Annotated in this window: 17 protein-coding genes and 1 pseudogene; 5 read left to right on the forward strand and 13 right to left on the reverse strand. The window is 61.9% G+C overall.

Annotated elements, in window-relative coordinates; all coding sequences use genetic code 11:
- Positions 1-101 precede the first annotated feature (101 nt).
- Positions 102-383: pseudogene (locus tag ACZRN6_RS13645) on the forward strand (PAS domain-containing protein); the annotation flags it as partial.
- 198 nt (positions 384-581) lie between these two features.
- Positions 582-1,679, forward strand: coding sequence for a methyl-accepting chemotaxis protein (locus tag ACZRN6_RS13650; RefSeq protein WP_416152140.1), 1,098 nt, complete (start codon positions 582-584; stop codon positions 1,677-1,679).
- Positions 1,680-1,878: 199 nt separating this feature from the next.
- On the opposite strand, the gene ACZRN6_RS13655 is transcribed toward ACZRN6_RS13650, so the two are convergent.
- The 4 genes from ACZRN6_RS13655 to ACZRN6_RS13670 all read right to left on the reverse strand — a co-directional run bounded on the left by ACZRN6_RS13655 (position 1,879) and on the right by ACZRN6_RS13670 (position 5,268).
- A complete protein-coding gene (locus ACZRN6_RS13655) occupies positions 1,879-2,622 on the reverse strand; it encodes a YkgJ family cysteine cluster protein (RefSeq protein ID WP_322147368.1) in 744 nt (247 codons plus the stop codon).
- A 108-nt stretch (positions 2,623-2,730) separates the two neighbouring features.
- Positions 2,731-3,213 (reverse strand): GNAT family N-acetyltransferase, encoded by a 483-nt coding sequence (locus ACZRN6_RS13660; protein WP_322147369.1) that lies wholly within the window; start codon positions 3,211-3,213, stop codon positions 2,731-2,733.
- 3 nt (positions 3,214-3,216) lie between these two features.
- On the reverse strand, positions 3,217-4,119 hold the full coding sequence (locus ACZRN6_RS13665) for a chemotaxis protein CheV (protein ID WP_322147370.1): 903 nt from the start codon (positions 4,117-4,119) through the stop codon (positions 3,217-3,219).
- A gap of 174 nt (positions 4,120-4,293) precedes the next feature.
- A complete protein-coding gene (locus ACZRN6_RS13670) occupies positions 4,294-5,268 on the reverse strand; it encodes a 2-hydroxyacid dehydrogenase (protein ID WP_322147371.1) in 975 nt (324 codons plus the stop codon).
- A gap of 348 nt (positions 5,269-5,616) precedes the next feature.
- Between ACZRN6_RS13670 and ACZRN6_RS13675 the strand changes: the two genes are divergently transcribed.
- The 3 genes from ACZRN6_RS13675 to ACZRN6_RS13685 all read left to right on the forward strand — a co-directional run bounded on the left by ACZRN6_RS13675 (position 5,617) and on the right by ACZRN6_RS13685 (position 10,069).
- On the forward strand, positions 5,617-6,939 hold the full coding sequence (locus ACZRN6_RS13675) for an OprD family porin (protein ID WP_464008192.1): 1,323 nt from the start codon (positions 5,617-5,619) through the stop codon (positions 6,937-6,939).
- Positions 6,940-7,024: 85 nt separating this feature from the next.
- Entirely contained in the window at positions 7,025-8,515 is a 1,491-nt protein-coding gene (locus ACZRN6_RS13680; RefSeq protein WP_322147373.1) for a sensor domain-containing diguanylate cyclase, read from the forward strand.
- A 51-nt stretch (positions 8,516-8,566) separates the two neighbouring features.
- Positions 8,567-10,069, forward strand: coding sequence for a sensor domain-containing diguanylate cyclase (locus tag ACZRN6_RS13685; RefSeq protein WP_464008193.1), 1,503 nt, complete (start codon positions 8,567-8,569; stop codon positions 10,067-10,069).
- 53 nt (positions 10,070-10,122) lie between these two features.
- Here ACZRN6_RS13685 and lpxC read toward each other — a convergent pair whose 3' ends face one another.
- From lpxC to murD, 9 genes are all read right to left on the reverse strand, one after another.
- The gene (gene lpxC, locus ACZRN6_RS13690; RefSeq protein ID WP_003216227.1) at positions 10,123-11,034 is read right to left on the reverse strand and encodes a UDP-3-O-acyl-N-acetylglucosamine deacetylase; all 912 of its coding nucleotides are present in this window, start codon (positions 11,032-11,034) and stop codon (positions 10,123-10,125) included.
- A 112-nt stretch (positions 11,035-11,146) separates the two neighbouring features.
- Positions 11,147-12,343, reverse strand: a complete 1,197-nt coding sequence (gene ftsZ, locus ACZRN6_RS13695; RefSeq protein ID WP_003216225.1) for a cell division protein FtsZ — start codon at positions 12,341-12,343, stop codon at positions 11,147-11,149.
- A gap of 79 nt (positions 12,344-12,422) precedes the next feature.
- Entirely contained in the window at positions 12,423-13,685 is a 1,263-nt protein-coding gene (gene ftsA / locus ACZRN6_RS13700) for a cell division protein FtsA (RefSeq protein WP_088423798.1), read from the reverse strand.
- 15 nt (positions 13,686-13,700) lie between these two features.
- On the reverse strand, positions 13,701-14,567 hold the full coding sequence (locus tag ACZRN6_RS13705; protein ID WP_464008194.1) for a cell division protein FtsQ/DivIB: 867 nt from the start codon (positions 14,565-14,567) through the stop codon (positions 13,701-13,703).
- A gap of 4 nt (positions 14,568-14,571) precedes the next feature.
- Entirely contained in the window at positions 14,572-15,528 is a 957-nt protein-coding gene (locus tag ACZRN6_RS13710) for a D-alanine--D-alanine ligase (RefSeq protein ID WP_464008195.1), read from the reverse strand.
- Positions 15,525-16,970 (reverse strand): UDP-N-acetylmuramate--L-alanine ligase, encoded by a 1,446-nt coding sequence (gene murC / locus ACZRN6_RS13715; RefSeq protein WP_003216219.1) that lies wholly within the window; start codon positions 16,968-16,970, stop codon positions 15,525-15,527. The genes ACZRN6_RS13710 and murC overlap by 4 nt, the downstream gene beginning before the upstream one ends.
- On the reverse strand, positions 16,963-18,033 hold the full coding sequence (gene murG / locus ACZRN6_RS13720; RefSeq protein WP_464008196.1) for an undecaprenyldiphospho-muramoylpentapeptide beta-N-acetylglucosaminyltransferase: 1,071 nt from the start codon (positions 18,031-18,033) through the stop codon (positions 16,963-16,965). The genes murC and murG overlap by 8 nt, the downstream gene beginning before the upstream one ends.
- Entirely contained in the window at positions 18,023-19,246 is a 1,224-nt protein-coding gene (ftsW, locus tag ACZRN6_RS13725; protein WP_322147378.1) for a putative lipid II flippase FtsW, read from the reverse strand. The genes murG and ftsW overlap by 11 nt, the downstream gene beginning before the upstream one ends.
- Positions 19,243-20,589 (reverse strand): UDP-N-acetylmuramoyl-L-alanine--D-glutamate ligase, encoded by a 1,347-nt coding sequence (gene murD / locus ACZRN6_RS13730; protein WP_464008197.1) that lies wholly within the window; start codon positions 20,587-20,589, stop codon positions 19,243-19,245. Before murD ends, ftsW begins: the two co-directional genes overlap by 4 nt.
- Between the last annotated feature and the right edge of the window lie 5 nt (positions 20,590-20,594).

Raw genomic sequence — 20,594 nt, forward strand, 5'->3', positions numbered from 1 at the left:
ATTAATTGCGCAGAACATGAGCTGGATCAGTATTTGCCCAACCCGTGCGCTTAGAGTCGACGCGCTGCCGACTCCTCCAACAATCACGAGCGCGCTTTCCCATGAAGATCAATCTGCCGGTCACCGGTCAGAATGTGGACTTTGCCCCCGACGCCAATATCCTTTCGACCACCGACCTGACCAGCGCCATTACCTACGCCAACCAGGACTTCATCGACATCAGCGGCTATACCCGAGACGAGTTGCTGGGCGCACCGCACAACCTGCTGCGGCACCCGGACATGCCGCCCGCCGCGTTTGCGCACATGTGGCAGGTGTTGAAGAGCGGCCGCTCGTGGATGGGCATGGTGAAAAACCGCTGCAAGAACGGCGATCACTATTGGGTCAGTGCCTACGCCACGCCGGTCACCCGGGAAGGCGTGACAGTGGAATATCAGTCGGTACGCACCAAGCCCGATGCGCGGCGGGTGCAGTTGGCGGAGCGGGCCTATGCCCGCCTGCGCGCGGGTACTCGGCGGGCGCAGCCCACGGTGGGCACGACCTTCAAGCTGTCGGCGTGGGTGCTCGTTGCATGTGCCGCAATGTGGATATTGGGCTTTGGACTGGCGACGTATCCGCTGGCCTGGCAACTGCTGGCGGTAACGTCGGCGTGTGCCGTGGCGGTAGCCGGCGTGCACGGTTGGTTGCGCCCCTTGCATCGGTTGAACCAGCGCGCGCAGCTGATTGCCGACAACCCGTTGAGCCAGGCGATTTACACCGGGCGCGAGGATGAGTTCGGGCGTATCGAATTTGCCATGCAGATGCTGGAGGCCCAGGTGGGCGCGGTGGTCGGTCGTATTGGCGACGCCTCGCAACGCTTGTCCGGGCACGCGGCAGCGCTGGTGCAACAACTGGACAGCAGCCACACCAGCAGCCTCGGCCAACAGACCCAGACCGACCAGGTCGCCGCGGCGATCAATCAAATGGCTGCCAGCGTGGCGCAGGTCGCCGAGCACGCGTTGCAGGCCTCCAAGGCCGCTGACCAGGCGGGCAGTGAGACCCGCGAAGGCCACCAGCGGGTCGATGAAAGCCGCGACGCAGTGCTGCGTTTGTCCCAGGAACTGGCGCGGGCCACCGACGTTATCCATCAACTGGAAAGCCATAGCGGGGATATTTCCGGGGTGCTGGAAGTGATCCGGGCAATTGCCGAGCAGACCAACCTGCTGGCCCTCAATGCCGCCATCGAAGCGGCGCGGGCCGGGGAGCAGGGACGCGGGTTTGCCGTGGTGGCCGATGAAGTACGCGGGCTGGCCCAGCGCACACAGCAGTCGACCAATGAGATCCAGCGCATGATCAGCACCCTGCAAGGCGGCGCCCGGGATGCGGTGCAGGCGATGGCGCAAAGCAGCCAGCATGTGGAGGCCAGCGTCGATCAAGCCCAGCGCGCCGCCGCGGCGCTGGACGGGATCAGCCAGCGGGTGACCCGGATTACCGCCATGAGCCAGCAGATTGCGGCGGCGGTGGAAGAGCAGAGCGCCGTGAGCGAAGACATCAACCGCAACATCATCGGCATCCGCAATGCCGGGGAAGTGACGGTCAGCGCCGGCCAGCAAAGCCAACTCAGCTCAGGCGATGTGGCGGGGCTGGCGGATGACTTGCGGCGCCTGGCAGAGGAGTTCTGGAGCAAGCGCCGCCAGTAGCGCCATGAGCTATTTTTGTGGTGAGGGGGCTTGCTGTGGCGAGGGAGCTTGCTGTGGCGAGGGAGCTTGCTCCCGCTGGAGTGCGTAGCGCTCCCAAGATTTTGGGGCCGCTGCGCAGCCCAGCGGGAGCAAGCTCCCTCGCCACAGCAAGCTCCCTCGCCACAGTAAGCTCCCTCACCATAACGGGCATCGTTCCCACTCAAGCCGCGCGTAACGATATGAAGGCATAGTTGGCCGGGACCTCGGTGGCAATCCGGGCGCCGGCATCCAGCAACTGCTCGGCAATATCCATCCCGGACGCATGGAACACCCACTCATTGGCCTGCACCGCCTCGTGCATGGCCAATTCGATCGCCTGGGCAAACAGGCCCATGTCCGGCAGGTAGGCGGTAAATCCGTCGCCCTTGAGCGCCGTGGTACGAATGCCCAGCAACCCACACACCGCCTCCTTGGCCTGGATGTCGTCGCGGTCCGCCTGGCGTGAGCGACTGATCAACCCGGCGAGTTCCTTGTCCATCAATTCGCCTCCCACGATCAGCGCCGGCCCCTGCTCCCAGGATTCCGGCGGGCAGTCCTTGGCGCCCGGGTTCAACGGGATATGCGGGTTGATCTCCATCGGATAAATGCGGCACACCAACGGCCGGCGCTCATAGATCCGGCATCGGTCGTCTTCGTCAAGATTCCGGCAGCGCCCGGCGTTATAGGCGGCAAAGGTGATTGCCACATACGCCTCGGTAGTGCCGCTGGGCACGATGGCGGAACGCCGTTGTGCGTGTTCGCGCTGCAACTCGGGCAGCCCAAGCCCGGTGCCCAGGAAACCCTCCACCAGGACGATGACGTTACCGCCGTCAGCCGCCCAGCTGCGGGCCTCTTCCAGGGTCAGGGGCACATGGTGATCGGTGCAGCATTTGCCACAACCGACGCAGGAAAAATGGGTATTCATGGAGGATCTGTCACCAGGCAAGGTCAGAAGGCACTCATGAACGGCGGCGGGTTTTTGCCTCTGTTCGCCGTTCTGCCGCTGTACAAAGCAAGTTATGCGCCAGCGCCTTCAGTCTTCTGCAACGAGGTCTCGCAGGACAAACACCATGCCGGCACGCTCATACAGGCGCCGGGCCCGCAGGTTGGACTCCAGCACCTTGAGGTCGACAAACGCCTCGCCACGCTGCTTGAACACCTGGAAGGTGTGCAGCAGCAAGGCCCGGCCCAGTCCCATGCCCTGGGCGCACGGGTGTATGGCCAGATTCTTGATGTAGGCGCTGGTCCAGCATTGCGATACCCCGAGAATGCCACTGGCGTTGCTGACTACCAGGCACAGCGCGGGGTCGAACTCGGCGTCGGTGACGAACTGCTCGCGCCAGTGCTCAAGGGGGCCGACACGCCCGCCGCCTTGCTCCTGGGCCAGGCTCAATACTGCGTGGATCGCCGGTGCCAGCGCTTCGTGGTAATGATCCAGCTCAATACCTGCCGGCCACTGCGGCGCGGGCAGGCTGCCGGTAAGGTCACGGCGCAGCAGTTGGAAGTGTTCACCCACAGGTCAAAGGCCCTGTTGCGCGACGGTCTGCGCGGCGACCACCAGGCATTTGGTCAGCTCGGGGGAGGAAAACTTGGTGAGCACCGCATTGGCACCGGCCAGGCGGGCTTTTTCGCTGTTCATCGCACTGTCCAAAGAGGTGTGCAGCAGCACGTAGAGGCCCTGGAAATCCGGGGTCTCGCGCAGGGTACGGGTGAAGGCGTAGCCGTCCATTTCGGACATTTCGATGTCCGAGACCACCACGTTGATTTGTTCGACGGTGCCTTGCAGCTCCAGTAAACGGTCAATCGCTTCCTTGGCGCTGCGGGCGGTGTGGCAAGTGAGGCCGAGGTTGCGCAGGGTGTGCACCGACTGCTGCAGGGCCACCTGGCTGTCGTCCACCACCAGGATCCGGGCGTTGCCGAGCACTTCGGCTTCTTCCATGGTCAGGTCGGTGGGCGCCGCTTCGATCTGCGCGGGGGCGATGCCGTGGATGACCTTTTCGATGTCCAGCACCTGCACCAGCGCGCCTTCGACCTGGGTCACCCCGGTGATGAATGAGCGCGTGCCACCGGAACCAAACGGCGGCGGGCGAATGTCGGTGGTCAGGCAGTGCACGATCTTGCTCACCGCCTGCACATGCAGGCCCTGCTTGGAACGGCTCACATCGGTGACGATCAGGCAGCCACCGTCCGGGTCTTGCAGGGGCATTTCCCCCAGCGCCCGGCTCAGGTCGATCACCGACAGCGCAGCGCCGCGCAAGGTGGCGATGCCTTTGACGTGCGGGTGCGACTCCGGCAGTTTGGTCAGCGGCGGGCAGGGAATGATTTCACTGACTTTCAGCAGGTTGATCGCCATCAGCTTGCCGCTGCGCAAGGTAAAGAGCAGAAGCGAGAGTGAATCTGCGCGGGCTTTGGTGGTGGACATAAAAACCTTCTGTGGATCAGGGATGACGATCTATAGACCGTTATCGACTTGCCCGCTGAAAACTGTAGGAGCGAGCTTGCTCGCGAAAAACGTCAACAATAACGCGGGCAGCCTGAATAAACACAGCGCCATCAGGTTCTTCGCGAGCAAGCTCGCTCCTACATAAGGCAGTGATCAGCCCTTCCACACCTGCGGGTTGACCAGGTCCTGCGGGCGCTGGCCCAGCAAGGCACTGCGCAGGTTTTCCAGCGCGCGGTTGGCCATCGCCGCACGGGTCTCATCAGTGGCCGAGCCAATGTGCGGCAGGGTCACCGCGTTGCTCAACTGGAACAGTGGCGACTCCGACAGCGGCTCCTGTTCGTACACGTCCAGGCCGGCACCACGAATGGTGTGGTTTTGCAGGGCTTGGATCAGCGCCGGCTCGTCCACCACCGGGCCACGGGAGATGTTCACCAGGATCGCGCCGGGTTTCATCAAACCCAGCTCGCGATGGCTGATCAGGTGGCGGGTTTTCTCGCTCAGTGGCACCACCAGGCAGACGAAGTCGGCTTCGGCCAGCAACTGGTCGAGGCTGCGAAACTGCGCGCCCAGCTCTTGTTCCAGTTCGGTCTTGCGGCTGTTGCCGCTGTACAGAATCGGCATATTGAAACCCAGGCGGCCACGGCGGGCGATGGCCGCGCCGATGTTGCCCATGCCGACGATGCCCAGTGTCTTGCCGTGTACGTCGCAACCAAACAACGGCGCGCCGACGCTGGCTTTCCACTGGCCGGCCTTGGTCCAGGCGTCCAGTTCGGCCACGCGACGGGCGCTGCTCATCAGCAGGGCAAAGGCCAGGTCGGCGGTGCTTTCGGTGAGCACGTCGGGGGTGTTGGTGAGCATGATCCCGCGCTCATTGAAGTACGCCAGGTCGTAGTTGTCGTAGCCCACCGACACACTGGAGACCACTTGCAGCTTGCTCGCGCCTTCCAGTTGCGCCCGGCCCAACTTGCGGCCTACGCCGATCAGGCCGTGGGCATGGGGCAAGGCTTCGTTGAACTGGGCATTGATATCGCCCTGCTTCGGATTGGGAGCGATGACATCGAAATCCTGTTGCAGGCGCTCGATCATTTCCGGGGTGACGCGGCTGAAGGCGAGGACAGTCTTTTTCATGGAAGGCGGGCTCATCGACTACGTGGGAATGGCAAGCACGCTAACATTCTTGCGAGGGGTTGTCAGGACACCTCGGCGCCACCCGCCCAGACTGTTGCGATTTGGGTAACAGTCATTATCTTGTTACACTCTGTATCGCACCGCTCACCTGCGCTAATTTGTCGCATCGATGAGCGCAGTGGTTAAGACCGCCCCGCTCTTCCCCGATTTCCCTCGACTTATTTCCAGGGCTCTACACTGGGAATCTGTCTTAAAGCCGCTGAGTCCAGCGGCTTTTTTTTGCGCTGAAAAAAGGCCAGGCCTCCCACAACACTGGCCGGTTTCGATTGACCCCAAGGAGCTTTACCGGTGAAAACCTCGCTGACGTTCACCCCGTTATTCATCGCGATTGCTGCAACTATCGTTCCCCTTGCCCACGCGGCAGACACCCCGGCCGCCGACGGTTTCGTCGAAGGTTCAAGCTTCAAGATCAACGCCCGCAACTACTACATGAACCGCGACCGTCGCGACATTCACACCGATGACAGCAAGGAATGGGGCCAGGGCTTCATCGGGGTATTCGAATCCGGCTACACCCCGGGTACCGTCGGCTTTGGCCTGGACGCCAACGCCATGCTCGGCCTCAAGCTCGACGGCGGTGGCGGTACCGACGGTTCCAGCATCCTGCCCGTAAGCTCCGGCAACGGCAAAGCCCCCGGCTCGTTCTCCACCGCTGGCGCCACCCTGAAAATGCGTGCCTTCGACACCGAACTGAAAGCCGGCGACCTGTTCCTGACTAACCCGGTGATCGCCGGCGGCATGACCCGCATGCTGCCCCAGACCTTCCGTGGCGTGAGCCTGACCAACCACAGCCTGGACGGCTGGATGTTCGAAGGCGGCCAGGCCAGCTTTACCAAGCTCTACAACCAGAGCGGCCACCGGCGCATCGGCACCAGCTACGGCGCATTGCCCAGCGGCGAAGACAGCCAGCACCTGGACTGGGCCGGCGTGTCTTTCAGCGGCCTGCCGGGGCTGACCAGCAACCTGTACGCGTCCGAACTCAAGGACATCTGGAACCAGTACTACTACGACCTGGACTACACCTGGCAACTGAACGAACTGGTCAGCCTCAACCCGGGCCTGCACTACTACCACACCCGGCAAACCGGCAAAGCCCTGCTGGGTGACATCGACAACAACACCTACAGCCTGCATGTCACCGTGGGCGTGGGCAACCACAGCGTCACCGCCGCCTACCAGCGGGTCAACGGCAACACCCCGTTCGACTACATCAGCCAGGGCGACAGCGTTTACCTGGACAACTCCCAGCAATACTCCGACTTCAACGGCCCCAACGAGCGCTCGTGGAAGCTCAAGTACGCCTATGACTTTGTCGGGCTGGGCCTGCCGGGCCTGACCTCGGCGGTGTCGTACATCAGCGGCAAGACCAACCTGACCACGGTCGATCCGCACAGCCGAGGTTATTCGTCCTGGTACAGCGCCGATGGCAAGAACGCCAAGCACTGGGAACGCGACATCGACCTCAAGTATGTGGTGCAAGGCGGCAAGGCCAAGGACCTGGCCGTGCGCCTGCAATGGGCGACCAATCGCGGTGGCAACGGGTACGCAGCAGTGGACCGGGACGTGGATGAGTACCGGGTGATTGTCGATTACCCAATTAACGTTTTTTAACGTCCAGGCTTTCTTTTGCGGCGACGGGTTATTTTTCAGCGCAGGGAACTAAACTGCCAGCATCTTGAATGCCGAAGCCAGCCCCATGAGTCAACGCCGCGCCTTCACCCTGCCTGCACGCCCGGAGCTTTTGCTGATTCTGGGCAGCGGCCTGACTGTCGTACTGATCGTGATCATCGTTGCAGTACTGCTGATACGCGAACACGCCAGCGCCCTGCAGGCGGCCAAGCGTTCCACCAGCAACATCACCCAATTGATCAACGCCGATGTGCTGCGCAACGTCGAACTCTATGACCTGGCGCTGCACGGGCTGACCTCGGCCAGCACCCGCAAGGACTTGCCCGGGATGTCGGCCGAGATCCAGCACATGGTGCAGTTCGACCAGTCCACCGCGGCCCCTTTCAAAGGTGAAGTCCTGCTGCTGGACAAGGCCGGCGCGGTCATCGCCGACTCTTCCACATTGACCCCCACGCCCCGCAGCTTTGCCAACCGTGACTATTTCCTGGTGCACCAACAGAACCCGAATGCCGGCTTGTTCATCAGCCGTCCCTTCAAGATCCGTTGCGAATGCGATCAAGTCTGGCGCATTGCATTCAGCCGCCTTGTCTCCGGGCCCGACGGCGAGTTTGCCGGTGTGGCGGTGGCGACCATGCGCCTGGCGTATTTCGACCAGTTGTTCAACAGCCTCACCATCGGCAGCGGCAGCATAAACCTGCTCAACCGTGACGGCATTCTCCTGGCCCAGCAACCTTTGCTGGAGCGCGACATGATTGATAAAGACCTGAGTGCAAGGGCGAACTTCAAGCGAATCCTGCGCGAAGGCAGTGGCAGTTTCAGCTCTGTCTCCAGCGTTGACGGCACACCACGCCTCTACACGTTCAGCAATGTCGGCACGCTGCCGCTGATTGTGGTGGTGGCGCTGTCCAGCGACGACGTGTTTGCCGCCTGGAAACGCGCCGCCCTGCTGATCAGCGGCGCCACCGGCGTGCTGTGTGTGGGCCTGCTGTGGCTGACCTGGATGCTGCGCCTGGAACTGCGTCGCCGCTATCGCGCCGAAAAAGTGTTGTCTGAGCTGGCGGCCACCGACGCCCTCACCGGGCTGGCCAACCGGCGTACCCTCGACCAGCGCCTGCGCCTGGAATGGGAACGTGCACAACGCTCCGGCGAACCGCTGGCGCTGCTGATGATCGACGTAGACCACTTCAAGGCGTTCAACGACCGGCACGGCCATCAAGGCGGCGATGAGACGTTACGCAACGTGGCCAGGGTGATCGGCAGCAATATTCGTCGCCCTGCCGACCTTGCCGCGCGTTACGGTGGCGAGGAGTTCGCGGTGATTCTGCCGGACACCGACGGCGACGGCGCGAGCACCATTGCCGAACATATCCGCAGCGCGGTAGAGCACTTGCCACCCGCGGACGGGGATGCGCTGTCAGTCACCGTGAGCGTCGGCCTCAGCACCTGGGAAAAGCGCAGCGGCGGCTCAGTCGAAGAACTGCTGCTGACTGCCGACCGGGCGCTGTATGAAGCCAAGTACTCCGGGCGCAACCGGATCGTTCACAGCCAGGCCACATGAGCGGCTTTCAGGAACTACGCTAAAGGCGTCCTCGAAGCAGAAGTACGCCCGATGAGCCCAGGCACCACCCGCCCGACCCGCCCGACCCACCGCCCGGAGCTGCTGCTGATCATCGGCAGTTGCGTCACGGTGCTGCTGATCATCCTGGTGGTCGCGGTGCTGCTGATTCGCGAACACGCCAATACGTTGCAGGCAGCCCAGCGCACGGCCAATAACATCACCCAGTTGATTGATGCCGACGTATTACGCAACGTCGAGCTGTACGACTTGTCGATCAAAGGCCTGATCGCCGCCACCGAGCGCAGTGATTTGGCCGGCGTGTCGGCCAGCATCCGCCACCTGGTGCTGTTCGACCGCTCGGAGGCGGCGCCTTACAAGGGAGACATCCTGCTGTTGGACAAGAACGGTGAAGTGATTGCCGACTCGTCGCTGCTGACCCCTGTCGCAGCCAACTTCGCCGACCGTGATTACTTTCATGCCCACCGACAGAATCCCGACCTGGGCCTGTTCATCAGCCGACCGTTCATCGCACGGTGCGTGTGTGACGACCAATGGCGCATTGCATTCAGCCGCCGGGTTTCCGGGCCCGACGGACGGTTCCTTGGGGTGGCCGTGGCGTCCATGCGCTTGTCGTATTTCCAGCAACTGTTCCGCAGCCTGAATATCGGCAACGACAGCACCATCAACCTGATCAACCAGCAAGGCATCCTGTTGGCCCAACAGCCGTTGCTGGAACGGGACATGATCGACAAGGACCTCAGCCAGCGCCCCAATGTCGCGCGCATCCTGCATGACCGCGACGGCAGCTTTCGCGGCACCTCCAGTGTGGACGAAGAGAACCGCCTCTACACCTTCTCTACCGTGGGCAATTTACCGCTGATCGTAGTGGTGGCCTTGTCCACGAATGACATATTCGCGCCCTGGAAGCGCGCCGCGCTGGTGATCAGCGGCGCCACCGGGATTTTGTGCATCGGCCTGCTGTGGCTGACCTGGATGCTCTGCATGGAACTACGCAGGCGTTACCGCGCCGAGCAGGTGCTGTCAGAACTGGCAGCCACCGACGCCCTCACCGGCCTGGCCAACCGCCGCACTCTCGACCAGCGGCTGCGCCTGGAATGGGACCGCGCCCAGCGTTCAGGCGAGCCGTTGACGGTGCTGATGATTGATGTGGACCATTTCAAGGCGTTCAACGACCGGCATGGCCATCAGGGTGGCGACGCGGCATTACGCACGGTGGCGCAGGTTGTCGAGGGCAATATCCGTCGCCCTGCTGACCTGGCGGCCCGCTATGGCGGTGAGGAGTTTGCAGTAGTGCTGCCGCATACCGACGGCCAGGGTGCGTTGTTGATTGCTGACCATATCCGCAGTGGCGTTGAGCATCTGCCACGGGTGGGCGGGGATACCGTGCCGATTACCGTAAGCGTTGGCCTCAGCACCTGGACCAAAAAAAGCCGTAGCACACTGGAAGAGTTAATGCTCAGTGCGGATCAGGCGTTGTATGAGGCCAAGCACACCGGGCGTAATCGCATTGTGGATGCACAAACCCTGGCGTAAAAAAAGGCCACCCGAAGGCAGCCTTTAAAAACAAAAGGAAAGAGAGTTGTTACTTACACCGCCGCGACGGGACGCATGTAAGAGATCGGTGCGGTGCTGGCATCTTCGAAGGTCACGACTTCCCAGGCATCTGTCTGTGCAATCAGCTTGCGCAGCAGTTGGTTGTTCAGCGCGTGGCCCGACTTGAAGCCTTTGAACTCGCCTATCAGGCTATTGCCCAGCAGGTAGAGGTCACCGATTGCATCGAGGATCTTGTGCTTCACGAATTCGTCTTCATAGCGAAGGCCGTCTTCGTTCAGTACACCATCCGCGTCGACCACAATGGCGTTTTCAACGCTGCCGCCGAGTGCGAGGTTGTGCTTGCGCAGGTACTCGATGTCACTCATGAAACCAAACGTACGGGCGCGGCTGACTTCTTTTACGAACGAAGTGCTGGAAAAATCCACGCTTGCACTTTGGGTGCGGTCACGGAATACCGGGTGATCGAAATCGATCTCAAAGCTCACTTTGAAGCCTTCGAACGGGACGAAGGTGGCGCGCTTGTCGCCGTCTTCTACTGTCACTTCCCGCAGAATGCGAATGAACTTCTTGGCTGCGTCCTGTTCTTCCAGGCCGGCAGATTGAATCAAGAATACGAAGGGTCCGGCGCTGCCATCCATGATCGGGACTTCGGACGCGGAGAGCTCGACGTAGGCGTTATCGATGCCCAGACCGGCCATGGCCGAGAGCAAGTGCTCCACCGTGTCCACTTTGACGTCACCGTTGACCAACGTGGTCGACATCGTGGTTTCGCCAACATTTTCCGCGCGAGCAGGAATCTGCACCACAGGGTCCAGGTCGGCACGAACAAACACGATGCCGGTGTCGACAGGTGCGGGCTTGAGGGTCAGGTATACCTTCTCCCCGGAGTGCAGACCAACACCTGTGGCACGGATAATATTCTTCAGGGTGCGTTGTTTAATCATGGCTTGGACCGCTTCAGCGCAAATTGCGAACTGGTATCAACAAAGGCTGGCGATAATAGCAGACCAGACCTTTGCTGAACACCAATCACCTTCATAGCCCTGATACATTCCATTAATCGGCCTGACGACGCAGGAATGCCGGGATGTCCAGGTAGTCCAGGTCATCTTGCGGATTCGGGCTACGGGATGCAGCAGCACCGGCCTGGGCCTGGTTGCGCATCACGGTCGGACGATCCAGGTCACGGTAGTTCACAGACGGCAGTTCCTGGCGCGACGGCGCTGGAGCGGCAGCTTGCTGGCTGGCGTGGCTGGTATGGACGGTATTGTCGATGACCTTTACAGGCTTCTCGATTTTTGCACCCAGGCCGGTAGCAACAACGGTCACGTGCAGTTCGTCACGCATGTCTGGATCGATAACCGTACCGACCTTGACCATGGCGTGCTCGGAAGCGAAGGCTTCGATGATGCTACCCACGTCGGAGTACTCACCCAGGGACAGGTCAGGACCGGCGGTGATGTTCACCAGGATGCCGCGTGCACCTTGCAGGTTCACGTCTTCGAGCAACGGGTTGCGGATGGCCGCTTCAGTGGCTTCACGTGCACGGTTCGGACCGCTGGCGCAGCCAGTGCCCATCATCGCCATGCCCATTTCGCTCATCACGGTACGTACGTCGGCAAAGTCGACGTTGATCATGCCCGGACGCTTGATGATGTCGGAGATACCACGAACGGCACCGGCCAGTACATCGTCTGCCTTGGCGAAAGCCGACAAGAGGCTGGCGTCCTTACCGAGGATGGTCAGCAGCTTCTCGTTGGGAATGGTGATCAACGAGTCGACGCTTTCGGACAGCAGACGGATGCCTTCATCGGCGATCTGCATGCGCTTGCGACCTTCGAACGGGAACGGACGGGTCACGACGGCAACCGTCAGGATCCCCATTTCCTTGGCCACTTCGGCAATGATCGGCGCAGCACCGGTACCGGTACCACCGCCCATGCCGGTGGTGATGAACACCATGTTGGTGCCTTGCAGCACTTCAGCAATGCGTTCGCGGTCTTCCAGAGCGGCTTGACGGCCGACTTCCGGATTCGCGCCAGCACCCAGGCCCTTGGTCACGGCTGTGCCCAATTGCAGGATGGTGCGTGCACCGATGCTTTTAAGGGCTTGGGCATCAGTGTTGGCGCAGATGAATTCAACGCCTTCAATGTTGCTCTTGACCATGTGGTTGACAGCGTTGCCGCCGCCACCGCCGACGCCGATCACTTTGATGACCGGGCTTGCGGGGATGTTGTCTACGAGTTCGAACATTTTCCCTCTCCTTTCATTTCTCTAGTTTTTTCGCCTACTGCATGCATCTACAACAGTGAAACGGTGTTGCGGTAAATCTTTAGAAATTGCCTTTTACCCAAGCCTGCAACCGCTCGAACAACGGCGCTTTCGCTTCGTCGTCGCTTCTGTAGCTGTCACGGTTGCTCGGGCCCGACAGGGAAATGCCGTCGGTCTGCTTTTGCAGCCCGTACAACAGCAAGCCCACACCGGTGGAATAAATCGGGTTGCGCACCACATCGCCCAGGCCCTTGACGCCATGGGGCACGCCCAGGCGCACCGGCATGTGGAAGATTTCCTCGGCCAGTTCGACCGCGCCTTCCATCTTCGAGGTGCCACCGGTCAGCACGATGCCGGCCGGGATCAAATCTTCGTAGCCACTGCGGCGCAGTTCGGCCTGGATCAGGGTGAACAGTTCGTCGTAGCGCGGCTCGACCACTTCAGCCAACGCCTGGCGCGACAGTTCGCGCGGTGGACGGTCGCCCACGCTCGGCACCTTGATGGTTTCGCCGGCACCGGCCAGCTTGGCCAGGGCACAGGCGTAACGGATCTTGATTTCTTCGGCGTACTGGGTCGGTGTGCGCAACGCCATGGCGATGTCGTTGGTCACCTGGTCACCGGCAATCGGGATCACGGCGGTGTGACGAATCGCACCCTCGGTGAAGATCGCGATGTCCGTGGTGCCGCCGCCGATGTCCACCAGGCACACGCCCAGTTCTTTTTCGTCGTCGGTCAGTACCGAATACGCGGAGGCAAGCTGCTCGAGAATGATGTCGTCGATTTCCAGGCCGCAGCGGCGCACGCATTTTTCAATGTTCTGTGCAGCGTTGACGGCGCAGGTCACTACGTGAACCTTGGCTTCCAGACGTACGCCCGACATACCCAGGGGCTCGCGAACGCCTTCCTGGTTATCGATCACATAGTCCTGCGGCAAGGTGTGCAGCACGCGCTGGTCAGCCGGGATCGCCACGGCTTGCGCTGCGTCGAGTACCCGTTCCAGGTCAGCGGCGCTGACTTCGCGGTCGCGAATCGCCACGATGCCGTGGGAATTCAGGCTGCGGATGTGGTTGCCGGCAACGCCGACGAATGCCGAGTGAATCCGGCAACCGGCCATCAACTGCGCTTCTTCAATGGCGCGCTGGATCGATTGCACGGTGGATTCAATATTTACCACCACGCCCTTCTTCAGGCCCCGGGACGGATGCGTGCCGATTCCGACGATTTCCAGCGTGCCGTCGTCCGCGACCTCGCCTACCAGCGCCACCACCTTGGAGGTGCCGATATCCAGACCGACGATCATTTTGCCGCTTTGCACGTTTGCCATGGGTCCTGCCTCTTCTTAATTCTTCGCGACAGCAGGTTGCGCTGCCGTGGGCGCCGCAGGGGCCCGCCAGCCGACGGCAAGGCCGTTGGCGTAACGCAGGTCGATGCTCGCAATGTTCGTAATCTGTTCTTTCAAGGTCTTTTCATAGATGGCGATAAAACGGCGCATCTTTTCCACCAGGTTGCCGCGTCCCAGCAACAACTCGATGCCCGGGCCGGAACTGCCTGCGCCCGTGGTCAAAAACCAGCTGCCCCGCTCGCGCAATTCCAGTCGCGCAATCGAGAAACCCAACGGCCGCAGCATCTGGCTCAACGCCTGGTACTGCTGCATCACTTGCTGTTGCGCCCGTTGCGGCCCGAACAACTGCGGCAAGTGCTCGTAGTTCGCCACTTCGCGAGGTGCAAACGCCTGGCCCTGGTTGTTCAACAGCGCACCATCCCCCCAACGGGCCACGGGCAGTTGTTCTTCCAGGCGGATCGTCACTTGATCCGGCCACACGCGACGTACTTCGGCGTGGGCAATCCATGGCATCTGTTCCAGCTCGGAGCGCATGCCTGCCAGGTCGATGGTGAAGAAGCTCGCCGCCACATACGGGGCGATTCGCTGCTGCACGGCCTGCTGGCTGATGTAGCTCAAGTCGCCCTGCACGCTGATCTTGGTGATCGGCCGGTCGGCATACGGCAACAGACGCTGGGCGCCTTCATACGTACCAAAGCCCAAGGCCACCAGAATCACCGGCCAGAACAACGCCTTCAGAAAACCAAAATTGGCTTTCGGCATGCGCGCCGACATCGGCTCTTTAGCCACCATTCGGCTGGCACCACGCGGTACCGGCTTGCGGCCGGGAGCGGGTGGCTGATGACGAAGCGATGCGCCGTTCATGGTCTTAGCCTCGAGGCTCAATGCTGGCTGCCAGGATCGCCAGCACCAACTGCTGGAAATCCAAACCGGCGGCACGAGCGGCCATAGGTACCAGGCTGTGGTCGGTCATCCCTGGTGCGGTGTTAACCTCAAGGAACCAGAAATTCCCTTGGTCATCCTGCATCACGTCTGCCCGAGCCCAACCGGCAATACCCAGCGCCTCACAGGCTTTCGCCGTGAGGTCCATCAATTCCTGTTCCTTGGTTGCATCGAGGCCGCACGGGATCCGGTACTGGGTATCGGAGGCCACATACTTGGCGTCGTAGTCGTAAAAGGTGTGGGGCGTGCCCAATGCGATGGGCGGCAATACCTGGCCACGCAGAGTAGCGATGGTGAACTCGGGACCGGAAATCCACTGTTCCACCAACACTTGCGAATCATAGGTACTGGCCGCTTTCCATGCGTCAATCAATTCGGCGGCTGAGTTCACTTTAGCCATGCCGATACTGGAGCCTTCATGGGCTGGTTTGACGATCAAAGGCAGGCCCAGTTCCTTGGCTGCAGAAATACAATCGTCTTCGCTGCACAGCACGCTGTGACGCGGGGTCGGAATACCCAGGCTGTGCCACACCTGCTTGGTGCGCAACTTGTCCATGGCCAGCGCCGAAGCGAGGATGCCGCTGCCGGTGTACGGAATGCCCAGGCATTCGAGAAGGCCCTGCATGCTGCCGTCTTCACCGCCGCGGCCGTGAAGAATGATAAAGGCGCGGTCGATCTTCTCGGCCTGCAGGCGCGACAGCAAGTCATCACCCACGTCGATGCCAAACGCATTCACACCGCCACTTTGCAGCGCCTGCAGCACGGCATTGCCGGACTTCAGCGACACTTCACGCTCGGCGCTCTTGCCACCGAACAGCACCGCAACCCGGCCGAAGTCGGCAGGTTGGATGGTGGAGAACAGCGAGCCGTAGTCAGTGGTCATTTGGACTTCCCCTGCGCAGCGGCAAACAGCGGGCTTGCCAGCAATTTAGGGGCGAGGCCGCCGATGTCACCGGCACCCTGGCACAGCAGGATGTCGCCGGCACGCAGCAGCGGCTTGACGATCGGTGCGAGGTCTACACCACGCTCAATGTAGATCGGGTCCAGTTGGCCGCGTTGGCGGATGCTGTTGCACAGCTTGCGGCTGTCGGCACCCGGGATCGGCTCTTCACCGGCCGGGTAGACTTCCATCAGCAGCAACACGTTGGCGTCAGCCAGTACATTCACGAAATCGTCGTACAGGTCGCGGGTACGGCTGTAGCGATGCGGCTGGTACACCATCACCAGCCGGCGCTCAGGCCAGCCACCGCGTACAGCCTTGATCACCGCAGCGACTTCGGTCGGGTGGTGACCGTAGTCGTCCACCAGCATCACGTTGCCGCCGTCTACCGGCAGTTCGCCGTAGACCTGGAAGCGGCGACCCACGCCGGCAAAACCCGACAGGCCTTCGACAATGGCTTCATCGCTGACGCCTTCGTCAGAGGCGATGCAGATGGTCGCCAGGGAGTTGAGTACGTTGTGGTTGCCCGGCATGTTCACCGAGACATCCAGCGGCTCGCGGTCCGGGCGCAGCACGGTGAAGAAGGTCTGCATGCCCTGCTGGCGCACATTGATTGCACGCACATCGCAGTCTTCGCTGAAGCCATAGGTCACGGTAGGACGCTTGACCAGTGGCAGGATTTCGCGCACCACCGGATCGTCCAGGCACACCACGGCCAACCCGTAGAACGGCAGGTTGTGCAGGAATTCGACGAAGGTTTTCTTCAGTTTGTTGAAGTCACCGTCGTAGGTCGCCATGTGGTCGGCGTCGATGTTGGTCACCACGGCCACCAGTGGTTGCAGGTGCAGGAAGCTGGCGTCGCTTTCATCGGCTTCGGCGATGAGGTAACGGCTGGTGCCCAGCTGCGCATTGGTACCGGCTGCATTCAGGCGGCCACCGATGACGAACGTCGGGTCCAGGCCACCGGCGGCGAACACCGAGGCGATCAGGCTGGTGGTGGTGGTCTTGCCATGGGTACCGGCAACGGCGATGCCGTGGCGGTAGCGCATCAGCTCGGCCAGCATCTCGGCACGCGGCACCACGGGAATACGGCGCTCAAGGGCGGTGGCCACTTCCGGGTTGGAGGTGTTCACGGCACTGGAGACCACCAGCACGTCGGCTTCGGCAGCGTTCTCGGCTCGGTGGCCGATAAAGATTTTCGCGCCAAACGATTCCAGGCGTTCAGTGACCGGCGACATTTTCAGGTCGGAGCCGGACACTTGGTAACCCAGGTTAAGCAACACTTCGGCGATGCCGCACATGCCCACGCCGCCGATGCCGACGAAGTGGATGCGACGGATGCGGCGCATTTCCGGTTGCGGCATGGCTTTCTGATTCTCAACCATGGGCCACCTCCAGGCAGATATCGACCACGGTGCGGGTTGCGTCAGGTTTGGCCAGGCGGCTTGCGGTGCTCGCCATGCTGTTCAGTCGTTCCGGTTGCATCAAAACCTCGGTCAGGCGTGCGGCCAAATCGGCGGCGCCAGTCGTTCTTTGCGGCAGCAGGAAGGCAGCGCCCTCCCCGGCCAAATATTCGGCGTTGCGGGTCTGGTGATCGTCGATCGCGTGGGGCAAAGGCACCAGCAAGGACGGCAGACCGGCGGCGGCCAGTTCACTGACGGTCAACGCACCTGCGCGACAGACCACCAGGTCGGCCCAGCCATAGGCTTGGGCCATGTCTTTGATGAAGGGCTGCACATTCGCCTCCACACCCGCATCGCGATAACGCGTGGCGGTCACTTCATCGTGGTTCTTGCCGGCCTGATGGAAGATCTCGGGGCGCAATGCCTCAGGGAGTTGCGACACCGCTTCAGGCAGCAATTTGTTCAACGGTTCGGCGCCCAGGCTTCCGCCCAGGATCAACAGGTGCGCCTTGCGACCGGCCAATGGCTGGCGGGCAATGCCCATGAACAGCTCGGTACGCACCGGGTTGCCGGTGGTGCGCAGTTTGTCTGCGGCGCCAAAGGTTTTCGGAAATGCCTCGCACACCCGGGCAGCCAAGGGCACCAGCAAGCGGTTGGCGGTGCCGGCCACGGCGTTTTGCTCGTGGACGATCACCGGCACGCCGGCGAGTTTTGCCGCGACGCCGCCGGGGCCGGTCACGTAGCCACCAAAGCCCAGCACGCACACCGGCTTCACTTCTCGGATCACCTTGCGCGCTTGCCACACCGCCTTGAGCAACACGAACGGCGCCTTGAGCAGGGACAATTTGCCCTTGCCACGCAAGCCGGTGACGTTGATCAAATGCAGTGGCAAGCCGGCATTCGGGACCAGGTCATTTTCAATCCCGCGGGGCGTGCCGAGCCAATGCACGGTGTAGCCACGGTTCTGGAATTCGCGGGCACAGGCCAGCGCCGGGAACACGTGGCCACCGGTGCCGCCTGCCATGATCAGCACGTTAGCGCCCATGGTTCGGCTCCTCGGCGAAGTCACTTTCGCTGAACTCCATCTCTTCGCTGCCCAGGTGGGTTCGACTCTCCCACTCGATGCGCAGCAATAACCCGAGACAGGCGCAGCAAATCACCAACGAACTGCCGCCGTAACTGAGGAACGGCAAGGTCAGGCCCTTGGTCGGCAGCAGGCCGACGTTCACCCCGATGTTGATCAGGAACTGGCCGATCCACAGGAACGCCAGGCCGTACGCGACGTAGGCCGCAAAAAACTGTTTGGCTTTTTCCGCCCACAAGCCGATGTACATGGCCCGCACACAGACGAACACGAACAGCGCGACGGTGCACAGCGAACCAACCACGCCCAGCTCTTCGGCAAGTACCGAGAACACGAAGTCGGTGTGCGCTTCCGGCAGGTAGAACTGCTTCTGCACACTGTTGCCCAGGCCCACGCCCAGCCACTCGCCGCGACCGAAGGCGATCAACGCCTGGGTCAACTGGTAGCCGGAACCGAACTGATCGGACCACGGGTCGGTAAAGGTAATCAGACGAGCCATCCGGTAGGGTTGCGCCTGCACCAGAATCGTCACGGCGGCCACCGCCAGCACCACCATCAAGGTGAAACGGAACAGGCCCACGCCCCCGAGGAACAGCATCGCCGCCGCCGCCCCCATCATCACGACGGTGGCACCGAAGTCCGGCTCCATCAGCAACAGGCCGGCCATGGGCAGCAGCACGATGAACGGCTTGAAGAAGCCCATCCAGCTTTCGCGTACTTCTTTCTGGCGCCGCACCAGGTAACCGGCGAGGTAGATCACCACGAACACCTTGGCGATTTCCGACGGCTGCACGTTGAACGCGCCGAAACCGATCCAGCGCATCGAACCGTTCACCTCACGCCCGATGCCGGGCAGGATCACCATCACCAACAGGCCGAATGCGCCCACCAGCATCAGCCAGCCCAGGCGTTGCCAGGTGGCGATCGGGATCATCATGGTGACGATGCACGCGCCGAGACCGATCACCAGGTACACCAGGTGGCGGATCATCATGTAAAGGGTGTTGCCCGATTGCACCGCAGCCACTTCCGAGGACGCCGAGGTGATCATCACCAGGCCCAGGCCCAGCAGCGCGAGGCAACCGGCGAGCATCGGGAAGTCCAGGTCGATACCGCGCCCGGTAATGAGCGGCGACGGGTACGGCTTGATGATGTTCCGAAAATTGATACTCATGCCAAGGCCTCCACGGCGCGGGCGAACAGCTGGCCGCGCTCTTCGTAGTTCTTGAACATGTCGAAACTGGCACAGGCGGGCGACAGCAGCACCACGTCACCCGGCTGGGCCAGGGCTTTGGATTGGGCAATGGCGTCGTCCAGCGAGCGCGCACGCACCTGCGGTACGGCGTCACCCAGGGCATCGGCGATCAAGCCGGAATCACGGCCCATCAACACCACGGCGCGGCAGTTGGCAGCGACCGGGCCTTTAAGGTCCTTGAAGTCGGCGCCCTTGCCGTCGCCACCGGCGATCAGCACGACCTTGCCTTGAATGTCGGCCCCCAAACCTTCGATGGCAGCGAGCGCCGCACCGACGTTGGTGGCCTTGGAATCGTTGTAATAGCCGACGCCGTCGAGGTCGCGAACCCACTGGCAGCGATGCTCAAGCCCGGCAAAGGTGCGCAGGGCCGACAGCATGGCGTCGAACGGCAAGCCGACCGCGTGCCCCAGGGCCAGCGCCGCCAGGGCATTGGCCTGATTGTGGGCGCCACGGATTTTCAGTTCGCGCACCGGCATCAGGTTCTGGAATTCGAAGGCCAGGTATTTCTCGCCGTTCTCTTCCCGAAGGCCGAAGGCCTTGAAGTCAGGTTTGTTGAGGCCGAAGGTCCAGCACGGCAAACCTTCGCCGATCAATGGACGGCTCAGGGCATCCTGACGGTTGACCACCACTTGCCGCGCACCACGGAAGATCCGGTGCTTGGCCAGGTGATACGCCGGCAGGCCGCTGTAGCGGTCCATATGGTCTTCGCTGACGTTCAGCACGGTGGCCACTTCAGCGTTGAGCTGGTCGGTGGTTTCCAGCTGGAAACTCGACAGTTCCATCACGTACAGCTCGATATCGTCGCGGAGCAAGTCCAGCGCCGGAGTGCCGAGGTTGCCGCCCACCGCCACACGCTTGCCGGCCGCAGCCGCCATTTCGCCCACCAGGGTGGTCACGGTGCTTTTTGCGTTGGAGCCGCTGATGGCCACAATCGGCGCCTTCGCGTTACGCGCGAACAGCTCGATGTCGCCGGACAACTTCACACCACGGGCCGCAGCCGCTTGCAGCGCCGGAGTCGCGAGCGCTAAACCTGGGCTCACGTAGAGCTCGTCGGCACGGCACAGAAACTCGACATCCAGCTCGCCACAACGCACTTCCACGTGCGGGTAGTCACGGCGCAGCGTGACCAGCTCCGGTGGATTTTCCCGCGTGTCGGCCACGGCAAACGACGTGCCCCGGTTCGCCAGGAAGCGAACCAGGGACATGCCGCTCTTGCCGAGGCCGACAACGATGCGGAAGTGGTCTGAAGCGATCAGGGACACTCGTT

Source organism: Pseudomonas sp. A125 (assembly GCF_055409485.1).